This window comes from Halopseudomonas nanhaiensis (assembly GCF_020025155.1).
GTDB classification, from domain to species: Bacteria; Pseudomonadota; Gammaproteobacteria; order Pseudomonadales; family Pseudomonadaceae; genus Halopseudomonas; species Halopseudomonas nanhaiensis.
Window position 1 is genome coordinate 1,521,542 of the sequence record NZ_CP073751.1, and the last position, 19,946, is coordinate 1,541,487.

At 62.5% G+C, this 19,946-nt stretch carries 15 protein-coding genes; 4 read left to right on the top strand and 11 right to left on the bottom strand.

Annotation, left to right across the window (positions count from 1 at the left end; all coding sequences use genetic code 11):
* Positions 1 to 79: 79 nt before the first annotated feature.
* A complete protein-coding gene (locus KEM63_RS06895) occupies positions 80 to 2,386 on the bottom strand; it encodes an ATP-dependent DNA helicase (protein ID WP_223655451.1) in 2,307 nt (768 codons plus the stop codon).
* On the bottom strand, positions 2,383 to 4,023 hold the full coding sequence (locus tag KEM63_RS06900; RefSeq protein WP_223655452.1) for a VRR-NUC domain-containing protein: 1,641 nt from the start codon (positions 4,021 to 4,023) through the stop codon (positions 2,383 to 2,385). Before KEM63_RS06900 ends, KEM63_RS06895 begins: the two co-directional genes overlap by 4 nt.
* Before the next feature lie 177 nt (positions 4,024 to 4,200).
* Here KEM63_RS06900 and KEM63_RS06905 point away from each other — a divergent pair, with 177 nt between their 5' ends.
* Positions 4,201 to 4,845 carry a LysE family transporter gene (locus KEM63_RS06905; protein ID WP_423747838.1) on the top strand — a complete coding sequence of 215 codons (645 nt, stop codon included), beginning with the start codon at positions 4,201 to 4,203 and terminating at the stop codon, positions 4,843 to 4,845.
* A 13-nt stretch (positions 4,846 to 4,858) separates the two neighbouring features.
* On the opposite strand, the gene gtfA is transcribed toward KEM63_RS06905, so the two are convergent.
* Positions 4,859 to 6,301 (bottom strand): sucrose phosphorylase, encoded by a 1,443-nt coding sequence (gene gtfA / locus KEM63_RS06910; protein ID WP_223655453.1) that lies wholly within the window; start codon positions 6,299 to 6,301, stop codon positions 4,859 to 4,861.
* A 538-nt stretch (positions 6,302 to 6,839) separates the two neighbouring features.
* On the opposite strand from gtfA, the gene KEM63_RS06915 reads away from it, so the two are divergent.
* Together KEM63_RS06915 and KEM63_RS06920 are read left to right on the top strand one after the other, a co-directional pair.
* Positions 6,840 to 7,562 carry a CE1 family esterase gene (locus KEM63_RS06915; protein ID WP_223655454.1) on the top strand — a complete coding sequence of 241 codons (723 nt, stop codon included), beginning with the start codon at positions 6,840 to 6,842 and terminating at the stop codon, positions 7,560 to 7,562.
* A 105-nt stretch (positions 7,563 to 7,667) separates the two neighbouring features.
* Positions 7,668 to 9,104: a sodium-dependent transporter gene (locus KEM63_RS06920; protein ID WP_223655455.1), complete on the top strand. Its 1,437-nt coding sequence runs from the start codon at positions 7,668 to 7,670 to the stop codon at positions 9,102 to 9,104.
* Here KEM63_RS06920 and KEM63_RS06925 read toward each other — a convergent pair.
* Positions 9,067 to 9,591 carry an ankyrin repeat domain-containing protein gene (locus KEM63_RS06925; protein WP_223655456.1) on the bottom strand — a complete coding sequence of 175 codons (525 nt, stop codon included), beginning with the start codon at positions 9,589 to 9,591 and terminating at the stop codon, positions 9,067 to 9,069. The genes KEM63_RS06920 and KEM63_RS06925 overlap by 38 nt on opposite strands.
* Before the next feature lie 188 nt (positions 9,592 to 9,779).
* On the opposite strand from KEM63_RS06925, the gene KEM63_RS06930 reads away from it, so the two are divergent.
* Positions 9,780 to 10,958 (top strand): multidrug effflux MFS transporter, encoded by a 1,179-nt coding sequence (locus KEM63_RS06930; RefSeq protein ID WP_223655457.1) that lies wholly within the window; start codon positions 9,780 to 9,782, stop codon positions 10,956 to 10,958.
* Here KEM63_RS06930 and selB read toward each other — a convergent pair.
* The 7 genes from selB to fabA all read right to left on the bottom strand — a co-directional run bounded on the left by selB (position 10,915) and on the right by fabA (position 19,843).
* The gene (selB, locus tag KEM63_RS06935) at positions 10,915 to 12,807 is read right to left on the bottom strand and encodes a selenocysteine-specific translation elongation factor (protein ID WP_223655458.1); all 1,893 of its coding nucleotides are present in this window, start codon (positions 12,805 to 12,807) and stop codon (positions 10,915 to 10,917) included. The genes KEM63_RS06930 and selB overlap by 44 nt on opposite strands.
* Complete coding sequence (gene selA / locus KEM63_RS06940; protein ID WP_223655459.1) at positions 12,804 to 14,192, bottom strand: L-seryl-tRNA(Sec) selenium transferase; 1,389 nt, start codon at positions 14,190 to 14,192, stop codon at positions 12,804 to 12,806. The genes selB and selA overlap by 4 nt, the downstream gene beginning before the upstream one ends.
* A gap of 180 nt (positions 14,193 to 14,372) precedes the next feature.
* Entirely contained in the window at positions 14,373 to 14,903 is a 531-nt protein-coding gene (locus KEM63_RS16955) for a UGSC family (seleno)protein (protein WP_279346941.1), read from the bottom strand.
* On the bottom strand, positions 14,900 to 16,354 hold the full coding sequence (locus tag KEM63_RS06955; protein ID WP_223655462.1) for a hypothetical protein: 1,455 nt from the start codon (positions 16,352 to 16,354) through the stop codon (positions 14,900 to 14,902). The genes KEM63_RS16955 and KEM63_RS06955 overlap by 4 nt, the downstream gene beginning before the upstream one ends.
* An 87-nt stretch (positions 16,355 to 16,441) precedes the next feature.
* Complete coding sequence (locus KEM63_RS06960; RefSeq protein WP_223655463.1) at positions 16,442 to 17,908, bottom strand: methyl-accepting chemotaxis protein; 1,467 nt, start codon at positions 17,906 to 17,908, stop codon at positions 16,442 to 16,444.
* A 191-nt stretch (positions 17,909 to 18,099) separates the two neighbouring features.
* The gene (gene fabB / locus KEM63_RS06965; RefSeq protein WP_223655464.1) at positions 18,100 to 19,317 is read right to left on the bottom strand and encodes a beta-ketoacyl-ACP synthase I; all 1,218 of its coding nucleotides are present in this window, start codon (positions 19,315 to 19,317) and stop codon (positions 18,100 to 18,102) included.
* 10 nt (positions 19,318 to 19,327) lie between these two features.
* Positions 19,328 to 19,843, bottom strand: coding sequence for a 3-hydroxyacyl-[acyl-carrier-protein] dehydratase FabA (gene fabA / locus KEM63_RS06970; protein ID WP_223655465.1), 516 nt, complete (start codon positions 19,841 to 19,843; stop codon positions 19,328 to 19,330).
* Between the last annotated feature and the right edge of the window lie 103 nt (positions 19,844 to 19,946).

Consider the following 19,946-nt stretch of genomic DNA (forward strand, 5'->3'; position numbering starts at 1 on the left):
GCGGCTGGCATGTCCCTGTGACTCCGATTGATCGTCTGTGTTCGCTGGCATCCGGCATCCGACCGCCAGGGATACGCACTCAGAACTGCGGAAGGGGCTTGCGAGTACGCGGCGACTGAGTCACGGCGAAGGAGGACACCTGCCACCAGCCAGGCAGCAGGCTTCGGACCTGTGCTTGGCTGAAGCGATCATCGAGCAACATCACCATTCCCCGGTCCGAGGTGGTACGTATGACCCGGCCAGCGGCCTGGACCACCTTCTGCAAACCAGGATACAGGTAAGCATAGTCGTAGCCGTTGCCGAACATCGTCTGCATGCGGGCCCGGACTTCCTCGTTCACCGCATTGACCTGCGGTAGCCCGAGCGTAGCGATGAACGCACCGATCAGCCGCGCGCCGGGCAGGTCGATGCCTTCACCGAAAGCGCCACCCAGGACCGCAAAGCCGATCCCCTGCGAGGTGTCGGTGAAGCGGTCGAGAAACGCCTGACGCTCGGCTTCGCTCATGTTGCGCGACTGCTCCCAGACCGGCACATCAGGATGATGGATACGCACATGATCGATGACCTGCTGCAGGTAGGCGTAGCTGCTGAAGAACGCCAGATAGTTACCGGGCATGAAGCGATACCGCGCCGCCAGCACGCTGCCGATCGCATCCAGGCTCCCGCCGCGGTGCTGGTAGCGAGTGGAGACGTTGCGCGCGATGCTGACGTCCAGCTGCTCGGCGGAAAACGGGGACTCCACCTCCAGCCAGCGTGTGTCGGACGGCAGGCCTAGCAGGTCCCTGTAGTAGCGGGAAGGACTCAATGTGGCGGAGAACAGAGTGACACTGTGGGCATGGGCGAAACGCGTCGCCAGATACGGCGCAGGTACGATGTTGCGCAGACACAACGTCGACAGCGTACGCTGGCCGGGACGTGCATGCCGCGTGATGTCGAACAGTGAATGATCGCCGTACGTCTCGGCCAGCCGGGTGAACAGCATGGCGTCGAGATAGAAGCGCAGCAGGTCAGCATCGTTGCCGGTCGGCTGGTCGGTAAGATGATCGGTGATGGCGCTGACTGCTTTCTGCAGGCTGAGAATGAACAGATCGGCAATCGCCGGATAGATCTGGTAATCGACCTGCTGTTCCTTGTGCAGCTGATTCCAGTGGCGGTTGACCCTGTCCAGCGACGATTTGAGTGGAGCCGGCGCAACCTTGCGCAACGCGTTGAAACGTCCCTGATCGAGCTCGGCGGAGTACATGCCGCGCCCGCGATCGACCAGATTGTGCGCCTCGTCCACCAGCAGGGTCACCCGCCATTCGTTCATCACCGTCAGCCCGAACAGCAGGGCGGTCATGTCGAAGTAGTAATTGTAGTCGCAGACCACCACATCGACCCACCGGCACAGCTCCTGGCTCAGATAATAGGGACACACCTGGTGCCTGATAGCCACCTCGCGCACCTGCTGCTGGGTCAACCAGTTGCTGGCGAGCGCCTCATTGCGTGCGGCGGGCAGCCGGTCATAGAACCCGGTTGCAAGTGGGCATGATTCACCGTGGCAGGCGCGGTCGGGATATTCGCAGGCCTTGTCCCGGGCGACATGCTCCAGCACCCTCAGCGGCATGTGTTCCTCCTGATCACGCAGCGCCGCGAGCGCATCAAGCGCCAGACGCCGGCCTGGTGTCTTGGCTGTCAGAAAGAACAGGCGATCGAGATTCTGCCCGGGGAAGGCCTTCAACTGTGGGAACAGCGTAGCAAGTGTCTTGCCGATTCCGGTGGTTGCCTGGGTCATCAAGGCATCGCCATCGCGTGCAGCACGATACACCGCCTCGGCCAGTTGGCGCTGGCCCTTGCGGAAGCTGGGGAAGGGAAACTGCAGACGCTCAAGGCTCTGATTGCGCGCCTGACGGTGTGCATCCTCCTGGCGTGCCCAGGCGACGAACCGCGAGCACTGCAGCTCGAAGAACGTGCGCAGCGTGGCGGCGTCGAAACGTTCGCGAAAGACGGTTTCCTTCTGCGAGATCACATTGAAGTAAACGACGGCGAGCTCGATGTCGTCGAGGCTCTGTTCAGCGCAGAGCAGATGGCCGTAAACCTTGGCCTGCGCCCAGTGCAACAGACGGTGATTCTGGGGGATCCGCGCGACGTCCCCACGGTGCGTCTTGATCTCCTCCAGCCGATTGGCCTGCTCGTCGTATCCGTCGGCGCGTCCGGTGACCAGCAAACCCGGGTATTCGCCGGCCAGCGCGACCTCGCTGAGATAACCCGCGCCACGGCGCAGTACCACTGTCTTGTGCCCGGCTATGCCTTCCTGCGCGGTGGGAGCCGGGGTGAAGCGCAGGTCCAGGTCACCTTCCTTGGCCGTGAACTCGCAGAGTGCGCGCACTGCGATGCGGTAGTTCATGCGTCCGCCCAGCGTACGTGACAGACATCCACGGGTATGTCATGCAGTGCGCAGAAAGCCAGCCAGCGACGCTGGTTGTCCTGTAGTCGATCTCCCGGGCCCTTGACCTCGATCATCCTGAACCGCCGCTCGGCCGGCCAGAACTGGATGAGGTCAGGCATGCCGGTCCGGTTTGCCCTGATGTCGTCCAGTAGCCGCTCGAAACAGGCCTTCAGCTGATGGGCCGGCAGGCAGTGCAGAGCGAGTTCAAGCAAGTCCTCGTTCAGCGCGCCCCAGAAGACGAAGGGCGACTGCAGCCCGTGTTTGTCCACGTAGGCCTGGCGAATGGTCGCCGCATGGGTGCCGTCATCGAGCTGGGCGAAGCGCTCGGCTAGCAATGTCTCGCGGCGACGGCGGAAATCGCTGTCGTGCAGGTCTGCCGGTGCCCCCTGGAATGGGTGAAAGAAAGCGCCCGGAAGCGGTGCAAAGATGGCGTCCCAGAACAGCAGACCGAAAAGACTGTTGATCAACGTGTTCTCCACGTAATACACCGGGGCGTCAGGCTGCAGCAGATGCTCGCGAACGGCATATTCCACCGAGCCGGCGTCGGGCCGTGGGAGGGTCAGCTCGAGTAGCCCATGCGGTGCTGCAGCGCTGCGCGCGGGCCGTGGTTTGCCCAGCTTGCCAGCCAGTCGAGCCTGTGCTCGGGTCATCAATTGCCGCTCGGTATCACTTTCCGGCGCCTGCAAGGCGATTTGCACGAGGCCCCAGGCTTCATCGAACCGCTGCAGTTTCTCGAGCACCCGTACATGACGCTGCCGTGCCCCGGGATAGCTGCTGGCTCGGTAGAGATCGATCGCGTCCTCCAGTCCGCCGCAGCGCTCCAGATGCTGACCCATGCGCAGGAGCAGCTTGGCATGGCGCAGGCGCAAATGACGGTTGTTTGTGGTGAACGAGCCCAGGCGCCCGATGACCGCGCTGACGTCTTCGCCATTGTCGAACGCCTCGCGACAGCGAAACAGATGCAGGTAATCCTCGACATCGCGCCGGCAAGTGAAGCCGCGCGAGGCGGTGCTGAAGGGCACCTGTTCGTACCGAAACACGCCCAGATCGGCAAGCACGAATTCGGACCAATCCTGGTTGAGGTTGCCGAAGAACAGCAGTCTGAGGCGATCACAACAGTCCCCGACGGTCAACGTGAGTACGGTCTCGTCGAGCGCTGGACACCAGCTCGACAGCGACTGGAGATGAAGACAGGCGGACTGGAGGCGGGCGACCAGCTCGCCTTTCGCGATACCGCGATGCGGCACATGCTCAGCGAAATGTGCGAGCAGCTCGTCCCGGCGCAGCAGCGCGCAAATGTCGTTGATGCTCAGGGGATGAACGTCATCCAACCAGCCAATGCCCAGCAGTGGTTTCACCGCGGCTCGCAGGTCACCGATCTCCGGGTAGCTCAGCCGCGAGACCCTGAAGTGCGGCCCCTTGCGCATGACCAGACGCACCAGTAGCGCCTGGCTCGCCGGGGGCAAGCCACTGAACGCTTCGATGAAGGCAGCTTCGTCCTCGGCCAACAGGTCGGCATAGCGCACGGCTACCCAGTCCACGGCGGTGCGGAAATTGCGCAGATAATAGTCGGCGGGAAGGTCGGGAAGCTGCATGATCATCTTGCTGGTTGGTTATCCAGTATTCTGCTTCGCCAGACGGACGGGGACAAGCCAGTCAGGATGCAGTCCGTCGGACCAGGGCATCCCGAGCGGCGCACCTTGAGTCCCCGACGCCTATGGCGCCGCTGGCCGCAGTGGTAATATCGGCCCCTCGCGCATATGCGTACCGTCATGGACATCATCTTGGCTCTGGAAACCTGGCTGGCATTTCTGCTGGCGTGCTGGATCATCAGTCTTTCGCCCGGGGCAGGCGCGATTGCCTCCATGGCGAGCGGGCTCAATTACGGCTTCGCCCGGGGCTATTGGACTGCCATCGGGTTGCAGCTGGGGCTGCTCGCGCAGATCGGTATTGTTGCGGCCGGCGTGGGAGCGGTGCTGGCGACTTCAGCTCTCGCCTTCAGTCTGATCAAGTGGTTCGGGGTGGTGTATCTGCTGTATCTGGCCTATCGCCAATGGCAGGCGCCTGTCGGGAAGCTGGAGCCGAGCGAGCAGAATGTCATGGGTGGCCGTCCATTTCAGCTGGTGCTGCGGGGGCTGGTCATCAACGCCAGCAACCCCAAGGCCGTGGTCTTCATGCTTGCGGTGCTTCCGCAATTTCTCGATATCAGTCAGCCGTTACTGCCCCAGTATGGGCTCATGGCGTTGACCATGGTCGCTGTCGACCTGATTGTCATGGCCGGTTATACCGGTCTCGCCGCCAGGGTGCTGCGAGTGCTGCGTTCTCAGCGGCAGCAGCAGATGGTCAACCGCAGCTTTGCCGGATTGTTCGCAGGTGCTGCGGGACTGCTGGCGCTGGTCAAGCGCGCCACCGTCTGACCCACCGCCTGACTCAGCAGACCATGTGTTGCTGTCGTCCATGGTCGGCATCGAAATAGTCGATACGCGCCTGCTTGAGCGTCAGGTCTACCGTCAGCAGGCAGTGATGCTCGTCGTGTCGCCATCCCATCGCTACGCTGGAATCGTCCGAGTAATGCAGCTCGAAGTGTCCGTTGAAGGCGGGATAGCTTGAGCGAAAGCGCATCAGCGTCAGTAGCCTTCGAACCACAGGCGCGTCCATCGCCTGTTCTGCTTCCTTGACGCTGTAGTAATGCCGGTTGATATCACGCAGTTCGCCAGTGGCGTCCATCAGCAGTTCATCGTTGCAACCGGCCAACAATCCAACGTAATAGACCTGCGGGATTCCCGGCGTGAAGAACTGTAACGCCCGGGCGGCGATGTAGCTGTCGTCGTTCTGCATCAATGCATCGTAAAAAGTGCAGGTCAGTTGGTAGATGGCACCGACGCTGTCTCGACGGCCTGCGGTGCGACGTAATATGGGATCCGCGCTGCGTGCATCGAGATTGTCTATGAGCCGCCTGATCTTGTCCTCCGGCAGGACGCCCTCGACATCCGGGATGCAGATGCCGTCATGCGTATCGAGCACCGTGATCGCATTGCGGGGGCACATGCGCAGCCAGTGTCTGAGATAGCGACTGTCACCTTCGAGCAGCGTATAGAGCATCAAGGGAGGCAGTGCGAACGCGTACGGGTGCATGTTCCGTTGGCTGATGGCGTATTGGAAGCTGGGATGATCATGCACTTCCGGCAGGCACTCGGCACCATAGCGGGCTGCAGTCTCGTTGATCCAGTCGAGAATCTGATAGACATCCGGCTCGACCAGAAAGCAGCTGGTGCCGATGCGTTTGGTGGTATAGCCGAACGCGTCAAGCCTGAGCAGCTTCACCCCCTTGGCGGTGAGAAAGGCAATGTACTGCTCCATCAACTGGAAAGTCTGCGAAGACCGGTAGTTCAGGTCGATCTGGCGCTCGGTGAAGGTACACCACACCCGGCCGGTTGAGCCGTCGGCAAATTCCACCGGGCGAAAAGGCTCCTTTTCCTTGCGTATATGTATCTTCTGCAGATCGTCCTGGGTGATCTCGCCCATCGCATCGACGTCCACGAACAGATCTGCGTAACGGCTGTTGCTTCCGTGCCGGAGATAGTCCCGGAACTCCTCGGACGCATCCGATATGTGGTTGACGGTGAGGTCCGCGCAGAGGTCGTAGCGCGCGGCCAGTCGTTCGACATCCTCCCAGGTACCGTAACGCGGGTCGACCTGCCTGTGCGTCAGAGGTGAAAAACCGCCGTCAGCGTTGGACGGGTAAAACGGCAGCAGGTGGACGCCTGATATCGCATCGTCGACGTGATTTTCCAGAAAGCGTGCCAGGTCATTGATGTTCGACCCTATCCGGTTCGGATAACAGATGAGTTGTACGGCGTTGCGCAGGGCCACAGTGATCTCCTTGCCAAGCTCGACGAGTTTCGTACGTTAAGGGTTACGAGCGTCCAGCGAATGAATGATTCCGCGCGCGCCGCACATCCGCGCACGGCACTTTTTGTATCGTGTGTTTTCAGAATCGATGAGCCAGCGAGGCGATACGTGTCGCTGGGGCAGCGGATTACCGACACGATCGGTTTCGCAGCGGACGGAAATCGAGGAGGAATACGTGAGCCTGAAAGCGATCTGTTGGGCTTCTCTACTGGTGCTGACCGCAGGCTGCGGCGGTGGAGGTGGCGGAGGATCTGATGCTCCTCCGCCCGAAGAGCCGAACGAGGTAGTCGACCCGGAACCAACCCCGGGACCCGAGCCCGAACCGGAGCCAGATCCAGAGCCCGAACGGGATCCAGACACTGGCGGCGGTGGAGGATCAGCGGACCCCGACCCGGACACCGGAAATGGCTCGGGAGATGACGACTCCAGTCCGCTTCCGACGTACGCATCTCAAGGATGCGGCGCTGTACCGATCTCGGCAGGGCCCAGGCAGATCACAGTGAACGGGACGCAGCGGGAATACGAACTGCAAATCCCCAGCGGCTACGATGCCGACAACCCCTATCCTGTGGTATTCGGTTTTCATGGCCGGGGACGAGAGGGAGAGTTTCAAAACGCGTCCTACGGCAACCTGCAATCCACCATGGGTGACAACGCCATCCTGGTGTTCCCCAATGGTCTGATCATCGAAAACCAGACAGCCACCGGAGAGAAGATCGCCAACAATACCGGTGAGAGCTGGCAGACCACCGGGGACGAAGATCTTCAATTCTTCGACGCGATGCTGACCGAACTGAGCCAGGGCTTGTGTGTGCACGAGGAGCGCGTATTCGCCACCGGTTTCAGCATGGGCGGCTATTTCAGCGCGCGGCTGGGCTGTGAGCGCGGCGACGTGCTCCGCGCCTTTGCCGCCGCTGGCGCGGGCCCGCCGGAGGCGAGTATCAACAGTTGCCTCGGGCCTGCGGGCGCGTGGTTGGCCCACGATCCGGAGGACGTGTACATCGATTACACCGCGGGCGGCATTGCGCTTCGGGAGTACTGGAAGGACTCCAATATGTGTGGTGATGTCGAAGCGTCGGTTGGTAGCAACGGGTGCGTGGAATACACCTGCGGCGGGGAGAGAACACGCTGGTGTGAATACAGTGAGGGGGCTCCGAACCATCATCGGTGGCCGAGTTTCGCTCCCACCGAGGTCTGGAATTTCTTCCAGACCTTCAACTGATGAAGGCGCTCCGATCGGGTCTGCGTGGTCCGGTCGGGCTGTGTCCCGGCTTGTGGTACCCTTGCGCGCCGACACAGCCTGACAACGCAATTCGGATCAAACTCAATGACTTCCAGCAAAGTATGGACCCACAAGGGTACGTTTCTCCTCGCCGCGGTCGGCTCTGCCGTCGGTCTCGGCAACCTCTGGCGCTTCCCTTATCTGACCGGTGAAAATGGCGGCGGCGCGTTCATTCTCGTTTACGCCCTGACCATCGCCATGGTCGGTATTCCGATCCTGATAGCCGAGACGCTGATTGGCCGCAACAGCCGCCGCAGTCCGATCATGGGCATGGCGCATCTGGCCCGAACGCACAAGGCCAGTGGAGCGTGGCGGGCAATCGGCTGGATGGGCGCAGCCGCTGCGTTCATCATTCTCAGCTTCTATTCGGTGATCGCCGGCTGGGCCGTGCATTATACGGGGCTGATGTTCTCCGGGGCGCTGGCCGGCGCCGATACTGCAACCATCAGCGGCTCGTTCGATTCGCTGCTTGCCTCGCCCGGCCTGCTCCTCACTTATCACACCGTGTTCATACTGGTGTCCGGGCTGATCGTGGGCATGGGCATTCACAAGGGCATCGAGGGTGGTCTGCGCTTCATGATGCCGGCGCTGTTTCTGATCCTGGTGATCGTGCTCGGCTATGGTCTGCTGGTCGGCGATGCCGCTGCGGCGTTCAGCTTTCTGTTCACATTCAATCTGGCGGACTTGAGTCTCGAGGGTTGGCTGCAGGCGATGGGACAATCCTTCTTCACGCTGAGCCTGGGCATGGGCGCAATCATGGCTTACGGCGCCTACATGTCCAGCGAAGCGTCACTGACGCGCACCGCGTTCTGGATTGCAGCAGTCGATACGCTGATCGCGCTCATGGCCGGGTTGGCGATCTTCGCACTGGTTTTCGGTAGCGGACTGGAGGCAGGGCAGGGGCCGGGACTGATGTTCGTCACCTTGCCGATCGCTTTCGCCGGGCTGCCGGGCGGATCGATTCTCGGCGGCATCTTCTTCGTACTGGTGATCGGTGCCGCACTGACCTCCGCCATTTCACTGATCGAGCCGATAGCCGCCTGGCTGGTCGAGCGGTTCGCCATGGGTCGCCCGGCTGCCGTCGCGTTGATGGTGGTGCTGTGCTGGGCACTCGGTGTCGTCACGGTGTTCAGCTTCAACAGCTGGTCCGAAGGTACCATCACCCATGAGCTGTTCGGCAAGTCGCCGTTCGACGTTCTCGAGTTCATCACCAACATACTCATGCCGCTGGGTGGACTGCTGATTGCGCTGTTTGCTGGCTGGATACTCAGCCGTGAGGAAGTGCTGCGCGAGATGAATACCTCGGCAGGCTGGTTCGGGCTGTGGCAGTTCCTCGTGCGCTTTGTGGCACCCACCGCAGTCGCCTTCGTGTTTCTGCGGACTATCCCCCAGGTCGAAGGCTACTGGATCCCCGCGGTGGGGGCGGTCCTGATCATAGGCGGCTTTACCCTCGCGCGGACCGTCGCGGCTCGACGCTCCTGAGGTACGCGGCGGCGTCTGCAGCGCCCATCGCCTGGGCAAGCTGCAGCGCCGTCTTGCCCTCGCTGTCACGCAGCTGCGGATCAGCGCCGGCCTCGAGTAACCTGAGCAGCAGGTCGGTGCGGTTGAACATCGCCGCAAACATCAGTGCTGTCTTGCCGCCAGGCGGCAGCTGATCCACCGGCGCACCGTGCTCGAGCAGCAGCTCCACGACTGCATGATCGCCCTTGAACACCGCTCCGGCGAGCGGTGTCTGCGCACGGTCGTTGGCAAGGGAAGGATCGCCGCCATGTTTGAGCAGCAAACGCGTTGTCTCTACCCGACCGTGGTAGCTGGCGAGCATCAGCAGACTGTCACCGGTGGAGGTAAGCAGATTGGCCGGGAGCCCGGCGTCCAGCAGCGTGGCCAGTTCGGCAGAGTCCCCGTTGCGGCAGTGATTGAACACCTTGTGGGCAAAGGCGAGGGTATCGTCGTCTAGCATCGTCGGCATGGAATGGTTCCTCTTGGCTTCGGTCACAAGACTGGCACCGTATCGGCAGAAGGCAAAATAGATTTCCCCAATGCGGTCGATCGGCGCAGGGAGCGCAACAGTGTGTTGCCGCCATGTCGGCACGCTTTCTGTCATCATGTGCTGCTCCGGCGAAACATTGTAGCCTGCTAGCCCGCTCCTGGTGGTTCATGACTCTACGACTGCTGCTCATCCTGGGTGGCCTCAGCGCATTCGGTCCATTGGCGATCGACCTCTATTTGCCCGCATTCCCGGCGATGGCTGCCTCCTTCGGCACCGACAGTGAACATATACAGCTCAGTCTGTCGGCCTATTTCATCGGTCTGGCATCCGGTCAGCTGTTCTACGGCCCCATTGCCGATCGCTTCGGTCGACGCAAGCCGCTGTTGTTCGGCATCGTTCTGTTCTTCCTGGCTTCGGTAGCCTGTGCCCTGGCTCCGTCGCTCGAATGGCTGCTGGCAGCACGCTTTGCACAGGCACTGGGAGGCTGTGCCGGGATCGTGGTCAACCGGGCGGTCGTGCGCGACCTGTGCACGCCGATCGAAGCGGCCAAGGCCTTTTCACAGCTGATGCTGGTGATGGGCGTGGCGCCGATCCTGGCACCGCTCGGTGGCGGAGCGCTGCTGGCGCTCGGCGGCTGGCCGCTGATCTTCATTTTCCTGGCGGCATTTTCGGGTATCTACATTTTCGCCGTGTATTTCGGGCTGCCGGAGACGATTCCGCAGGGTGTGCCCCGGGCCGCCCTGTCCAGCGCTCTGGGTCGCTACGGCGGGCTGCTACGCGAGCGCGTGTTCATGTACCACGCACTCACTGGCGGTATCGCCATGGCCGGCATGTTTGCGTACATAGCGGGCTCGCCCTTTGTCTTCATCGAGTTGTACGGCATTCCGGCGGAGCATTTCGGCTGGTTCTTTGGCGCGAATGCGGCGGGCTTCATCCTGTTCGCCCAGTTCAATAGCCGGTTGCTGCGTCGCCGCTCGCCCGTGAAGGTGCTCAAGCTCACCGCGCTGATTTACATGGTGTGTACCCTGACGCTGCTGCTCGTCGCGTTGAGCAATCCGTCGACACTATGGGCGATGATGCCGCCGCTGTTCGGCAGCGTAGCGGTGATCGCGCTGGTGCTTCCCAATTCTTCGGCCAGTGCCATGGCCGGGCATGGTCATCAGGCGGGCGTGGCATCCGCGCTGATGGGAACAATGCAGTTCGTGATCGCCGGTATTACCTCGGCCTTGGTTGGCGTGCTGCACAACGGCACTGCAGTGCCGATGGCCGGAGTCATGGCCACCTGCGGAGTGCTTGTGGTCATCATGGCGCGGCAGGCCCGGCGAGCCAGCGCCGCCCAAGTCTGAGCCGGGTCAGGCCACTGCGATCGAAATACTCCAGCACCGCAATGCTGTGGTTGCGGCCGATCCGTGTCAGATCACGAAACTCCGCCGCGCTGAAGCCGCCATCGGCGCTGCGGCTCGCGAGCTCCCGGGCAGATTGGTAGAGCTGGTCTGCCGAATCCGGCAGCAGATAGCGGTTGCGTCCGACAAACACCAGCCAGCCCAGCGCACTCAACTCATCCAGCGCCGTCTGCAAGCTGTCACGCTCGAGCTCAAGGGTATCAAGCAGCTCACCGATGACCGGCGGGCGCGGAGCACAGTGGTGGAACAGCGGCAGCATCCTGCCGAACATGTCCGCAGAGTCTGGACTCGGTTGTGGCTGATGACCGGGTCGATGCAGGCACGGTCCGCTCTGCACGATGCAGTGCTGATCCAGCACCTGGCGAACCGCGTGTGAGAGTAATGCGCTGGGCAGGCTGATTCCCAGGCGTCTGGCCAACGCGGGGAAGCTCGGCCCGCGCATCTGCGGATACTCGCCATGGAATGCATCGACGCTATCGAGCAAGCGATCCACGCAACGACCCAGCTGCGACCGTGCGCAGACCCAGCTTCCACGGCGATACAGCTGACCGTCCTCGACCAGCGGCGCAATCGTCGCTTCCATGGCCTGACTGCTGACGTGTCGCGAGCGCCGCACCCAGTCGAGGTCCAGCCCATCTTCCGATACCGCCAGCAAGGCTTGGAGGCAACGCAGAAGATTGACCTCATCCAGTGCGTGCAGAATGCGCAGGCGTGCGGGGGATTGTCGCCCGCGTCCGGGGGCGGTCGGATCGACCACGACGCCGCTTGCGACCAGTCGATGGGTAGTGGCATTACGGACGATGAAACGATCGCCGTGTCGGCAGGCCAACGGCTCGGCAAGAATCCATTGCGCGTAGCCTTTTCCATCGTCGGTTTCGATGCCGCGCAGGGGAACGTGGCGGGCCGTTACGGTATTCCCCGCGAGATGCAGCTGCAGGTCTCCCCGCGTCGAGTGGCTGGTCAGCCGATCCATTCGTGCGTCCAGACGCCGGGTCTCCAGCCAGGCGTGCTCATCGAGCAACTGAGCGCCGCGTTCACAGCCCTGCTCGGGCAAATCCCCGGCCAGATCCAGCGCCCCGCGTTCGCCAGCCATCAATCGCTGCACCGGCCGACCGTGGCGCTGAACCGCGCGGATACGCACGACTGCGCCGCCGGGCGTGAGCCTCAGCGACTGTCCGGGCGTGACGCAGCCCTGATATAGCGTTCCGGTTACCACATGGGCTGCGCCAGGACGGTGGAAATGCCGGTCGATCCAGAAACGTGACAACAGCTCCGTGTGCGGGGGCGGACAGTGCGCAGCCAGGGCGCTTAGTATCTGGCGCAGGCGATCGATTCCAAGCCCGGTCAAGCTGTCGACTTCGACGGTCTGCACCGAGGGGATGCCGGCCTCCGCGAGCCGCTGGCGCACATCCTGCGCCAGCGCTTCGCGCTGCTCGAGCGTCGCGCGGAACACCTTGGTCAGCACGACGACCACGCGGTCGATGGCCAGCAGGTGTATCAGCTCGATGTGCTCAAGCGTCTGCGGCATCGCGCCTTCGTCGGCCGCGACGACGAGCATCACCGCGTCCACGGCACCCACGCCGGCCATCATGGTGCGCATGAAACGCTCATGTCCCGGCACGTCGACGATATCGACTTCGGTGCCGTCAGCGGTTTGCAGCCAGGCGAAGCCCAGCTCGATGCTCAGGCCACGCCGGCGTTCCTCTTCGGTGCGATCGGTGTCCTGCCCGGTCAGCGCGCGGACCAGCGACGTTTTACCGTGGTCGACGTGGCCGGCCGTGGCGACGATCACCGTTCGGCCCGCAGTTGCTTGCAGAAGGTGGCTTCGTCCTCCAGACAACGGCAGTCGAGAATCACCGACGCGTCCTGCACCCGTCCGATGACCGGCACCGGGAGCGCGCGTAACCGTGCAGCCAGTGCGGTGAGCCGACTGCCCGAGCCCTTGCTCGGGCCCACAGGGCGTACGATCAGCGCCTGACTATGCAGATGCTCGATGGGCAACGCGCCGCTGCCGATCTGCCCCATGACTGGCTCGCTGGAGACGCTATAGTCGCTGCCGGCCCAGGTGGCGACGATATCGAGCAGACGTGCGCATTGCGCGGCGACATCGGTCTGCGAGCGGCTCAATGCCCGCAGGCTGGGCAGCCGCTCAGCGAGGCGATCCGGATCGGCATACAGGCGCAACACAGCTTCGAGCGCGGCAATCGTCAACTTGTCACAACGCAGCGCTCGCTTGAGCGGGTTCTTCTTTAGTCGATCGATGAGGTCGCGGCGTCCAATGATGATGCCGCACTGGGGCCCGCCCAACAGCTTGTCGCCGCTGAACGAAACCAGGTCGACGCCGTTGCCGAGGCTGGCCATCGGCGTCGGTTCCGCCGGGAGGCCCCAGCGACTCAGATCCACCAGGCTGCCGCTCCCCAGATCGACCGCATAGGGTATGCCGTGCTCCTGTGCCAGGTGCGCAAGTCGCTGTTCCGGCACACTGGCGGTGAAACCGACGACCTTGTAGTTGCTGGTGTGGACGGTCATCAGTATGCCTGTGCGCTGTCCTATCGCATCGGCATAATCGGCCAGGTGGGTGCGGTTGGTGGTACCTACCTCACGCAACCTGCACTGGGCTCGCTGCATGACGTCCGGCATGCGGAAGGCGCCGCCGATTTCCACCAGCTCACCGCGGGAAACGGGTACTTCCTTGCCCTTGGCCAGGGTGTTCAACATCAACAGCACGGCGGCTGCGTTGTTGTTGACCACGGTGGCTGCTTCGGCGCCGGTGAGCCTGCACAACCAGCTCTCCAGATGCGCATCCCTATCGCCTCGCCGGCCGGTATGCAGATCAAACTCCAGATTGCTCGCGCCGCGGGCAACGGCCGCCATGGCCTCGATGGCCTCTTCCGGCAGCGGCGCGCGACCGAGATTGGTGTGCAGCACGGTGCCGGTCAGGTTGAAGACCTGGCGCAGCGAGGGAGATAAAACAGCCGTCAGGCGCGCCTGTACCGACTCGCAGAATGCGTCAGCGTCGAAAGCCACTGCTTCGGCACGCAGGTGCGACAGCTGTTCGGCGACGATCTCCTTGAGCAGCGTCTTCCCGTGCTGAACGGAGAACGCGCTGATGACCGGCCAGCGCAGCAGCTGATCGACCGAGGGTAGGGTTCGGCGGGGGTCGGTTATGTGTTCCATATGCGTCTGATCGTCGCTTTAGCTATTTGATGAAACGCATGGCCTGGGATGTGCGGTCGGGCAGGGGCAGGGCGGACCGTCCGATGCAAGGGATGGCATCGGTGAGCTACACGGATGTACTCGTGCGTGTCCGCTCTGCTCCTGGTCGAGCGGACACGCGCGGATACAGCAGATTGCCAGTCACGTGGGTTGTCTGGTCAGCGCCTCCACAATGTCGGCAAACGCCTGATCAGCCAGCGCGCGCAACTCGTCGTCGGTACGGTCCTGAATCGGATGCGGTACGAATACCATGTCCGGACTCATGCCCAGTGCCTTGCTCTGCAGCGCCGCTGCCTCGACAAACTCGCTCGAAGCAATGCCGACGCCCGGGATGCTACGGCCTTCGAGGTCGCCTATATCATGCATACAGCACGACGTACAGGAACCTCAGTCAGCCAATCCTTCTACCAGAACGTCACATTCACTGGCTATGCGTTGCTTGAGTTCGGTCGGAGCGATCCGGGCGAACGTCGGCTTGCGATAACGCTTCACTTCGATGCCGCGCTCTGCGAGCAGGGCGTCCAGGCGATTGAGAAACACATCGCCGCGAGACTTGGAGATGTCCAGCAATCCAACGGTCAATCCATCCAGGCTGGCCGGCCTGGCACTCAGGCTGCGGCCAGCCGGGGACGATTCGGCGGTTGGGTCGAGCAGTGTGGTCGGCGAATTCATGCCGTTACCTCCTTGCTTACCGGGGTGGAGCCGGTCGGACCGGAAGCGGCCCAGCCAGCGATGACGGCGGAGAACAGACCGGCCGGGCCACCGGCCCGTACGATCAGCAACCCGCCGGGTCGAAACTTGGGAATTGCGGCATCGGCGAAATTCGCCGGCATGCCTTCGGCAATGCCGCCTGCGCCAACGATCAGATCCTTGCCGGGCATGACCATCAGCTTGTCCAGTTCCTGGCGCAGCCGCGCCTTGCTCCAGCCCGCTTCGATGAACACTCTGGCGTGTTCCGGCGAGACCACCAGCATCGCATCGCCGTGCATGGCCAGTTTGTAATGGTCAACCGCGCGTAGTGAGAGGGCAAAGCTCCTGGCGAGCGATTCCGGGGTGCGTGACTTTTGATCGAGAATGCCCTGAACCCCTTCGGCAGCGAACAGGGTTACCACCGATTGCTCGCTGGTGAAGCCACGCTCCACTGCCAGGGAATCCCACTCACTGTCTTCGGACTCGGCAAAGCAGAAGGTGTATTTGCCTGGCGTGCCCAGGGTGGCGCGATCGATTTCGCCCGGCCGACCACCGCCGACGTTACGCACCACCAACTGCAGCGCGCGACCGATACTCGCATTGGCCCGGTTGCCCTGGCCGAGGGCATTGACGCCTGAGTTCATGCCGATCTGGCGCGCGGCAGGGCCGTTCACCAGGACCAGCGGCCCCGCGAACATGGTGGTGCAGAGCAGGCCGTGCATGCCGAACTCATCGATCAGTGCGGCCTCCACTGCAGCCAGCACGACGGGCATGTATTCCGGTTTGCAGCCGGCCATGACGGCGTTTATCGCGACCTTCTCCACGGTACAGGGCACCAGGTCCGGCGGCATCAGTCCGAGGACGTCATCAGGCTTGCGTGTGGTGCCCTGGAGCATGCGGTAGACGCGTTCGGGAGTGGGCGGGACGACCGGCAGCCCGTCACTCCAGCCGCGATCGAAACACGCCTCGATGGGATCCTCGCTGTCGCCGATTTCGACTTCGCGCGAGGCGAACCGCACTGCACCGAAACGAATTGCCAGCCGATCAGCTACCCCCGGGTCCTGGGTTTTCGACCCGCAACCGGGGCGCGAAGCCGGTAACGCTGCGCCCAGATTCTGGCAGCCGCTGATGCGCTCCCAGTCTTCGCGAAACCAGCCGTAGGTACGCTCGGTCTCGCTGCCGTTGTCCCGGCGAATGAGCGTAGGGACTATTTCGCAGTCCAGTTGCCAGGACCACGCCAGATCATGATCGTCGATCTGAGTGGCGTCGCCGGCGTTGAAATCGGCGATGTCCTGGGCCACCACCGTTACCGGAACTCCGGCTGCGGATAGCTCGGACAGCACCGGCTCGATCAGGGCGCACGTCGGACAGGCGCGTTTGACGATGACGATCAGGCCGTCGGGAAGCGTGGGCAATGCGTGATTGTTTGTCATCCCTTGTTTTTAGCAGGTTACGTACGGTAGGCAAGTACTATCAGTCGGGCTGATGTGTGCCGCCTTTTGTCGCAAATCGAGACACCGTTACCACGCCGCGGATAACCCCGGCTGATGCTGGCCGGATTGACGCGCTACCGGGGCGCGGGTCAGGCCTGACTGGTTCAACAGGGCAGACAGGCGCACGTCGGCGCCCAGCACATAGCGCAGGCGTCCGTCCTGACCGAACACCGGCGCGGATAGCGTGAAGCAGAAGGTGTCCGTGGCCGTCGAGCGGTAGACCGGACTGATGAACGGCTTGAGGCTGTCCCGCACGCTCCTGAACCAGGGCCGCGTGGCCCAGTTTCTTCCGCGCACGCTCTCTCTTGGCACGCCTGCCAGGTCATCGGCAAAGATATTGTCACTGACCTGAGTCCCATCGGCTGCGACCAGATACATCAGCTCGAGGCGATGATCGCGGCCCATGTACCGCTGCATAGCCTGTTCGGCCTGGGCGATGCCTTCAAGCAGAGCGGGTTCTGCTGCGAATTGCTCGACGCGGTCGCGAATCTGCTGATGCACCGTGAGCTGAAAATGGCCAAGGCCATCGAGCAGGTGATCGCCTTCGCTGCGCACGGCTGCGCTGTGCTGACTGACCTGAACGGCCTTGCGCAGTAGCTGGTGGGCTACGCCGGAGACGTTCTGCACATCTTCACTCACCGAGCGAACCGCTGCGCCAATCTGTTCGGTGCCGCTGGCCATACTCGACATGCGCTGATCGAGCTGTTCCATGCCCTGCACCGCATCGGCCAGACGCTGATCGACCCGCAGGATGCCGTCACGCCCCTCGGCTATGGAGCGATGCATGCTCTCGCCAGCCTCGTTCAGCCGCTGCATGCCGCCCCGAAAGCCCTCGATGATGGCGCTGACCCGGTCTGTCGCCTCGGTTGTGTTCCCGGCCAATCGCCGCACTTCCTCTGCTACCACGGCGAATCCACGGCCCTGCTCACCTGCACGAGCGGCCTCGATGGCAGCGTTCAATGCGAGCAGATTGGTCTGCTGTGAAATGGTCGCAATCATGCCGATGACTTGAGTGACTTCTTCGATCTGCTTGCCGAGCCGTTGAATTTCCGTGGCGAGAGAGCCTTCCGCGCCCTGAATGGTTTCGACCTGGCAGAGCACCAGGCGACTATCCGCCTCGCACTGCTTCAGCTTGTGAGTGACTTCACCGGTCAGCAGTGCAATGGCAGAAGCGCCAGGCACCAGTTCGGATTCGAGGGTGGTGCTGACTTCTTCGATGGCGCTGGCGATCATCTCCGATGACTGTGACAGCTGCTCGCCGTTGCGCTCCGTCTCACCGGCGATTGAAGCCAGCTGGGGGGCGTGAGCGGCTATACCGACAGCCGCCTCCAGGCTGCTGGCGATGCGACTGTGGAGCGTGTCCACAAACTCGGGCAGCGAGGTCAACGCGCCTTGCTGCGCGGGAATCGCTACGCTGAGGTCGAGATTGGTAAATAGCCGCTGGCAGGCAGCCGCGTCGGTCGTTGAAAGGCGTAAAAGGTTGAAAAAGCCCATGAGGTGTCCTTGCGCGATGGGAACGTCAGGAACCTCTAAGCAAGGATGGTGCCATCAGGATGCTGCGGGACTGCTGGCATTGCGCGGGGCATGATGCCCTGCAACGGGGCGAAAGCCGGTCAGGTGCGCGAGAATGATACGGGGATGGTAAGAAACGAAGGTGAGCGGCCGCCAGGCCGCTCACCTGGCCGTCAGGCGCCGGTCCAGCGCTTCATGATCAACGTGGCATTGGTGCCGCCAAAGCCGAAGCTATTGGACATGACCACATCGACTGCCTGGTCCAGCCGCTCTCGGAGGATCGGCAGGTCACCGGCGTTTTCGTCCAGCTCCTCGATGTTGGCCGAAGCGGCGAGGAAGTTGTCACGCATCATGAGCAGGCAGTAGATCGCTTCCTGGACACCAGCTGCGCCGAGCGAGTGACCGGAGAGGCTCTTGGTCGAGCTGATCTTCGGTGCCTTGTCGCCGAACACTTCCCGGATCGCCTTGAGCTCCGCGACATCGCCGACCGGCGTGGAAGTGCCGTGGGTGTTGAGGTACTCGATAGCGTCGTCAACCGTTGCCAAGGCCTGCTGCATGCAGCGGACGGCGCCTTCGCCGCTGGGAGCGACCATGTCGTGACCGTCCGACGTTGCGCCGTAGCCGATGACTTCTGCGTAGATCTTCGCACCACGCGCCAGGGCATGCTCGAGTTCCTCGACCACGACCATCCCGCCGCCGCCGGCAATGACGAAACCGTCGCGCTTGGCGTCGTAGGCACGCGACGCCTTCTCGGGCGTTTCGTTATAGCTGGTGGACAACGCACCCATGGCATCGAACAGCATCGACTGCGACCAGTGTTCTTCTTCGCCGCCGCCGGCAAAGACGATGTCCTGCTTGCCGAGCTGGATCAGCTCAGCGGCATGACCGATGCAGTGTGCGCTGGTGGCGCAGGCCGAAGAGATCGAATAGTTCACGCCCTTGATCTTGAAGGGGGTCGCCAGGCAGGCAGACACCGTACTGCCCATGGTGCGGGGAACGCGATACGGCCCGATTTTCTTCACGCCTTTCTCGCGCAGGATATCCACCGACTCCATCTGGTTCAGGGTCGAGGCGCCGCCGCTGCCGGCGACCAGGCCGGTGCGCACGTGACTGATCTGCTCCGGGCTGAGGCCGGCATCGGCTACGGCCTGCTGCATGGACAGGTAAGCGAAGGCGGCGGCATCACCCATGAAGCGCTTGAGCTTGCGGTCGATCGCGGCATCAAGGTCGATCTTCACACTGCCGGATACCTGGCTGCGCAGGCCCATCTCGGCGTATTCGGGGTTGAAGGTTATGCCCGGCTTGCCTGCCTTGAGGCTGGCTGCCACGCTGTCCAGATCCTGGCCGAGGCAGGAAACGATGCCCATGCCGGTAATCACGACGCGACGCATAATAGTGTCCTCAGAAGCTGTCTGTTGAAGTGAACAGACCTACCCGCAGCCCTTCAGCGGTGTAGATCTCGCGGCCGTCCACGGCCATGCTGCCATCGGCAATGCCGAGGGTCAGCGAGCGATTGATGGTGCGCTTGATATGGATGGTGTAGGTGACCTTTTTAGCAGTCGGGAGCACCTGGCCGAAGAACTTGACCTCTCCTGATCCGAGTGCGCGACCACGCCCTTCATAGCCGAGCCAGCCAAGGTGGAAACCCACCAGCTGCCACATGGCATCCAGACCGAGGCAGCCCGGCATGACCGGATCGCCTTCGAAATGACAGGCAAAAAACCAGAGGTCAGGATGGATATCCAGTTCGGCGACAATCTCGCCCTTGCCGAAGCGCCCGCCGGTGTCGCTGATATGCGTGATGCGATCGATCATCAGCATGTTGGGGGCGGGCAACTGCGCGTTACCGGGACCGAACAACTCGCCGCGGCTGCACTTGAGCAGCTCTTCCCGGTTGTACGCGTTCTGTCTAGACATTAAAAGCTCCTGCTGAACCCCGACTGGGCGGGATGCTGTTGTTCTGCTGGGACGGTATTGATTCACCCGCCGGCGTAAGCTCAGACTGCCTGGCATCGGTGAA

What these genes read in the sequence shown, in the direction of transcription:
- fabB (WP_223655464.1), bottom strand. Translation starts at nt 19,317, where the DNA reads ATGCGTCGCGTCGTGATTACCGGCATGGGCATCGTTTCCTGCCTCGGC.
- KEM63_RS06895 (WP_223655451.1), bottom strand. Translation starts at nt 2,386, where the DNA reads ATGAACTACCGCATCGCAGTGCGCGCACTCTGCGAGTTCACGGCCAAG.
- KEM63_RS06920 (WP_223655455.1), top strand. Translation starts at nt 7,668, where the DNA reads ATGACTTCCAGCAAAGTATGGACCCACAAGGGTACGTTTCTCCTCGCC.
- KEM63_RS06955 (WP_223655462.1), bottom strand. Translation starts at nt 16,354, where the DNA reads ATGACAAACAATCACGCATTGCCCACGCTTCCCGACGGCCTGATCGTC.
- KEM63_RS06930 (WP_223655457.1), top strand. Translation starts at nt 9,780, where the DNA reads ATGACTCTACGACTGCTGCTCATCCTGGGTGGCCTCAGCGCATTCGGT.
- KEM63_RS06925 (WP_223655456.1), bottom strand. Translation starts at nt 9,591, where the DNA reads ATGCCGACGATGCTAGACGACGATACCCTCGCCTTTGCCCACAAGGTG.
- KEM63_RS06905 (WP_423747838.1), top strand. Translation starts at nt 4,201, where the DNA reads ATGGACATCATCTTGGCTCTGGAAACCTGGCTGGCATTTCTGCTGGCG.
- fabA (WP_223655465.1), bottom strand. Translation starts at nt 19,843, where the DNA reads ATGTCTAGACAGAACGCGTACAACCGGGAAGAGCTGCTCAAGTGCAGC.
- KEM63_RS06900 (WP_223655452.1), bottom strand. Translation starts at nt 4,023, where the DNA reads ATGCAGCTTCCCGACCTTCCCGCCGACTATTATCTGCGCAATTTCCGC.
- selA (WP_223655459.1), bottom strand. Translation starts at nt 14,192, where the DNA reads ATGGAACACATAACCGACCCCCGCCGAACCCTACCCTCGGTCGATCAG.
- KEM63_RS06960 (WP_223655463.1), bottom strand. Translation starts at nt 17,908, where the DNA reads ATGGGCTTTTTCAACCTTTTACGCCTTTCAACGACCGACGCGGCTGCC.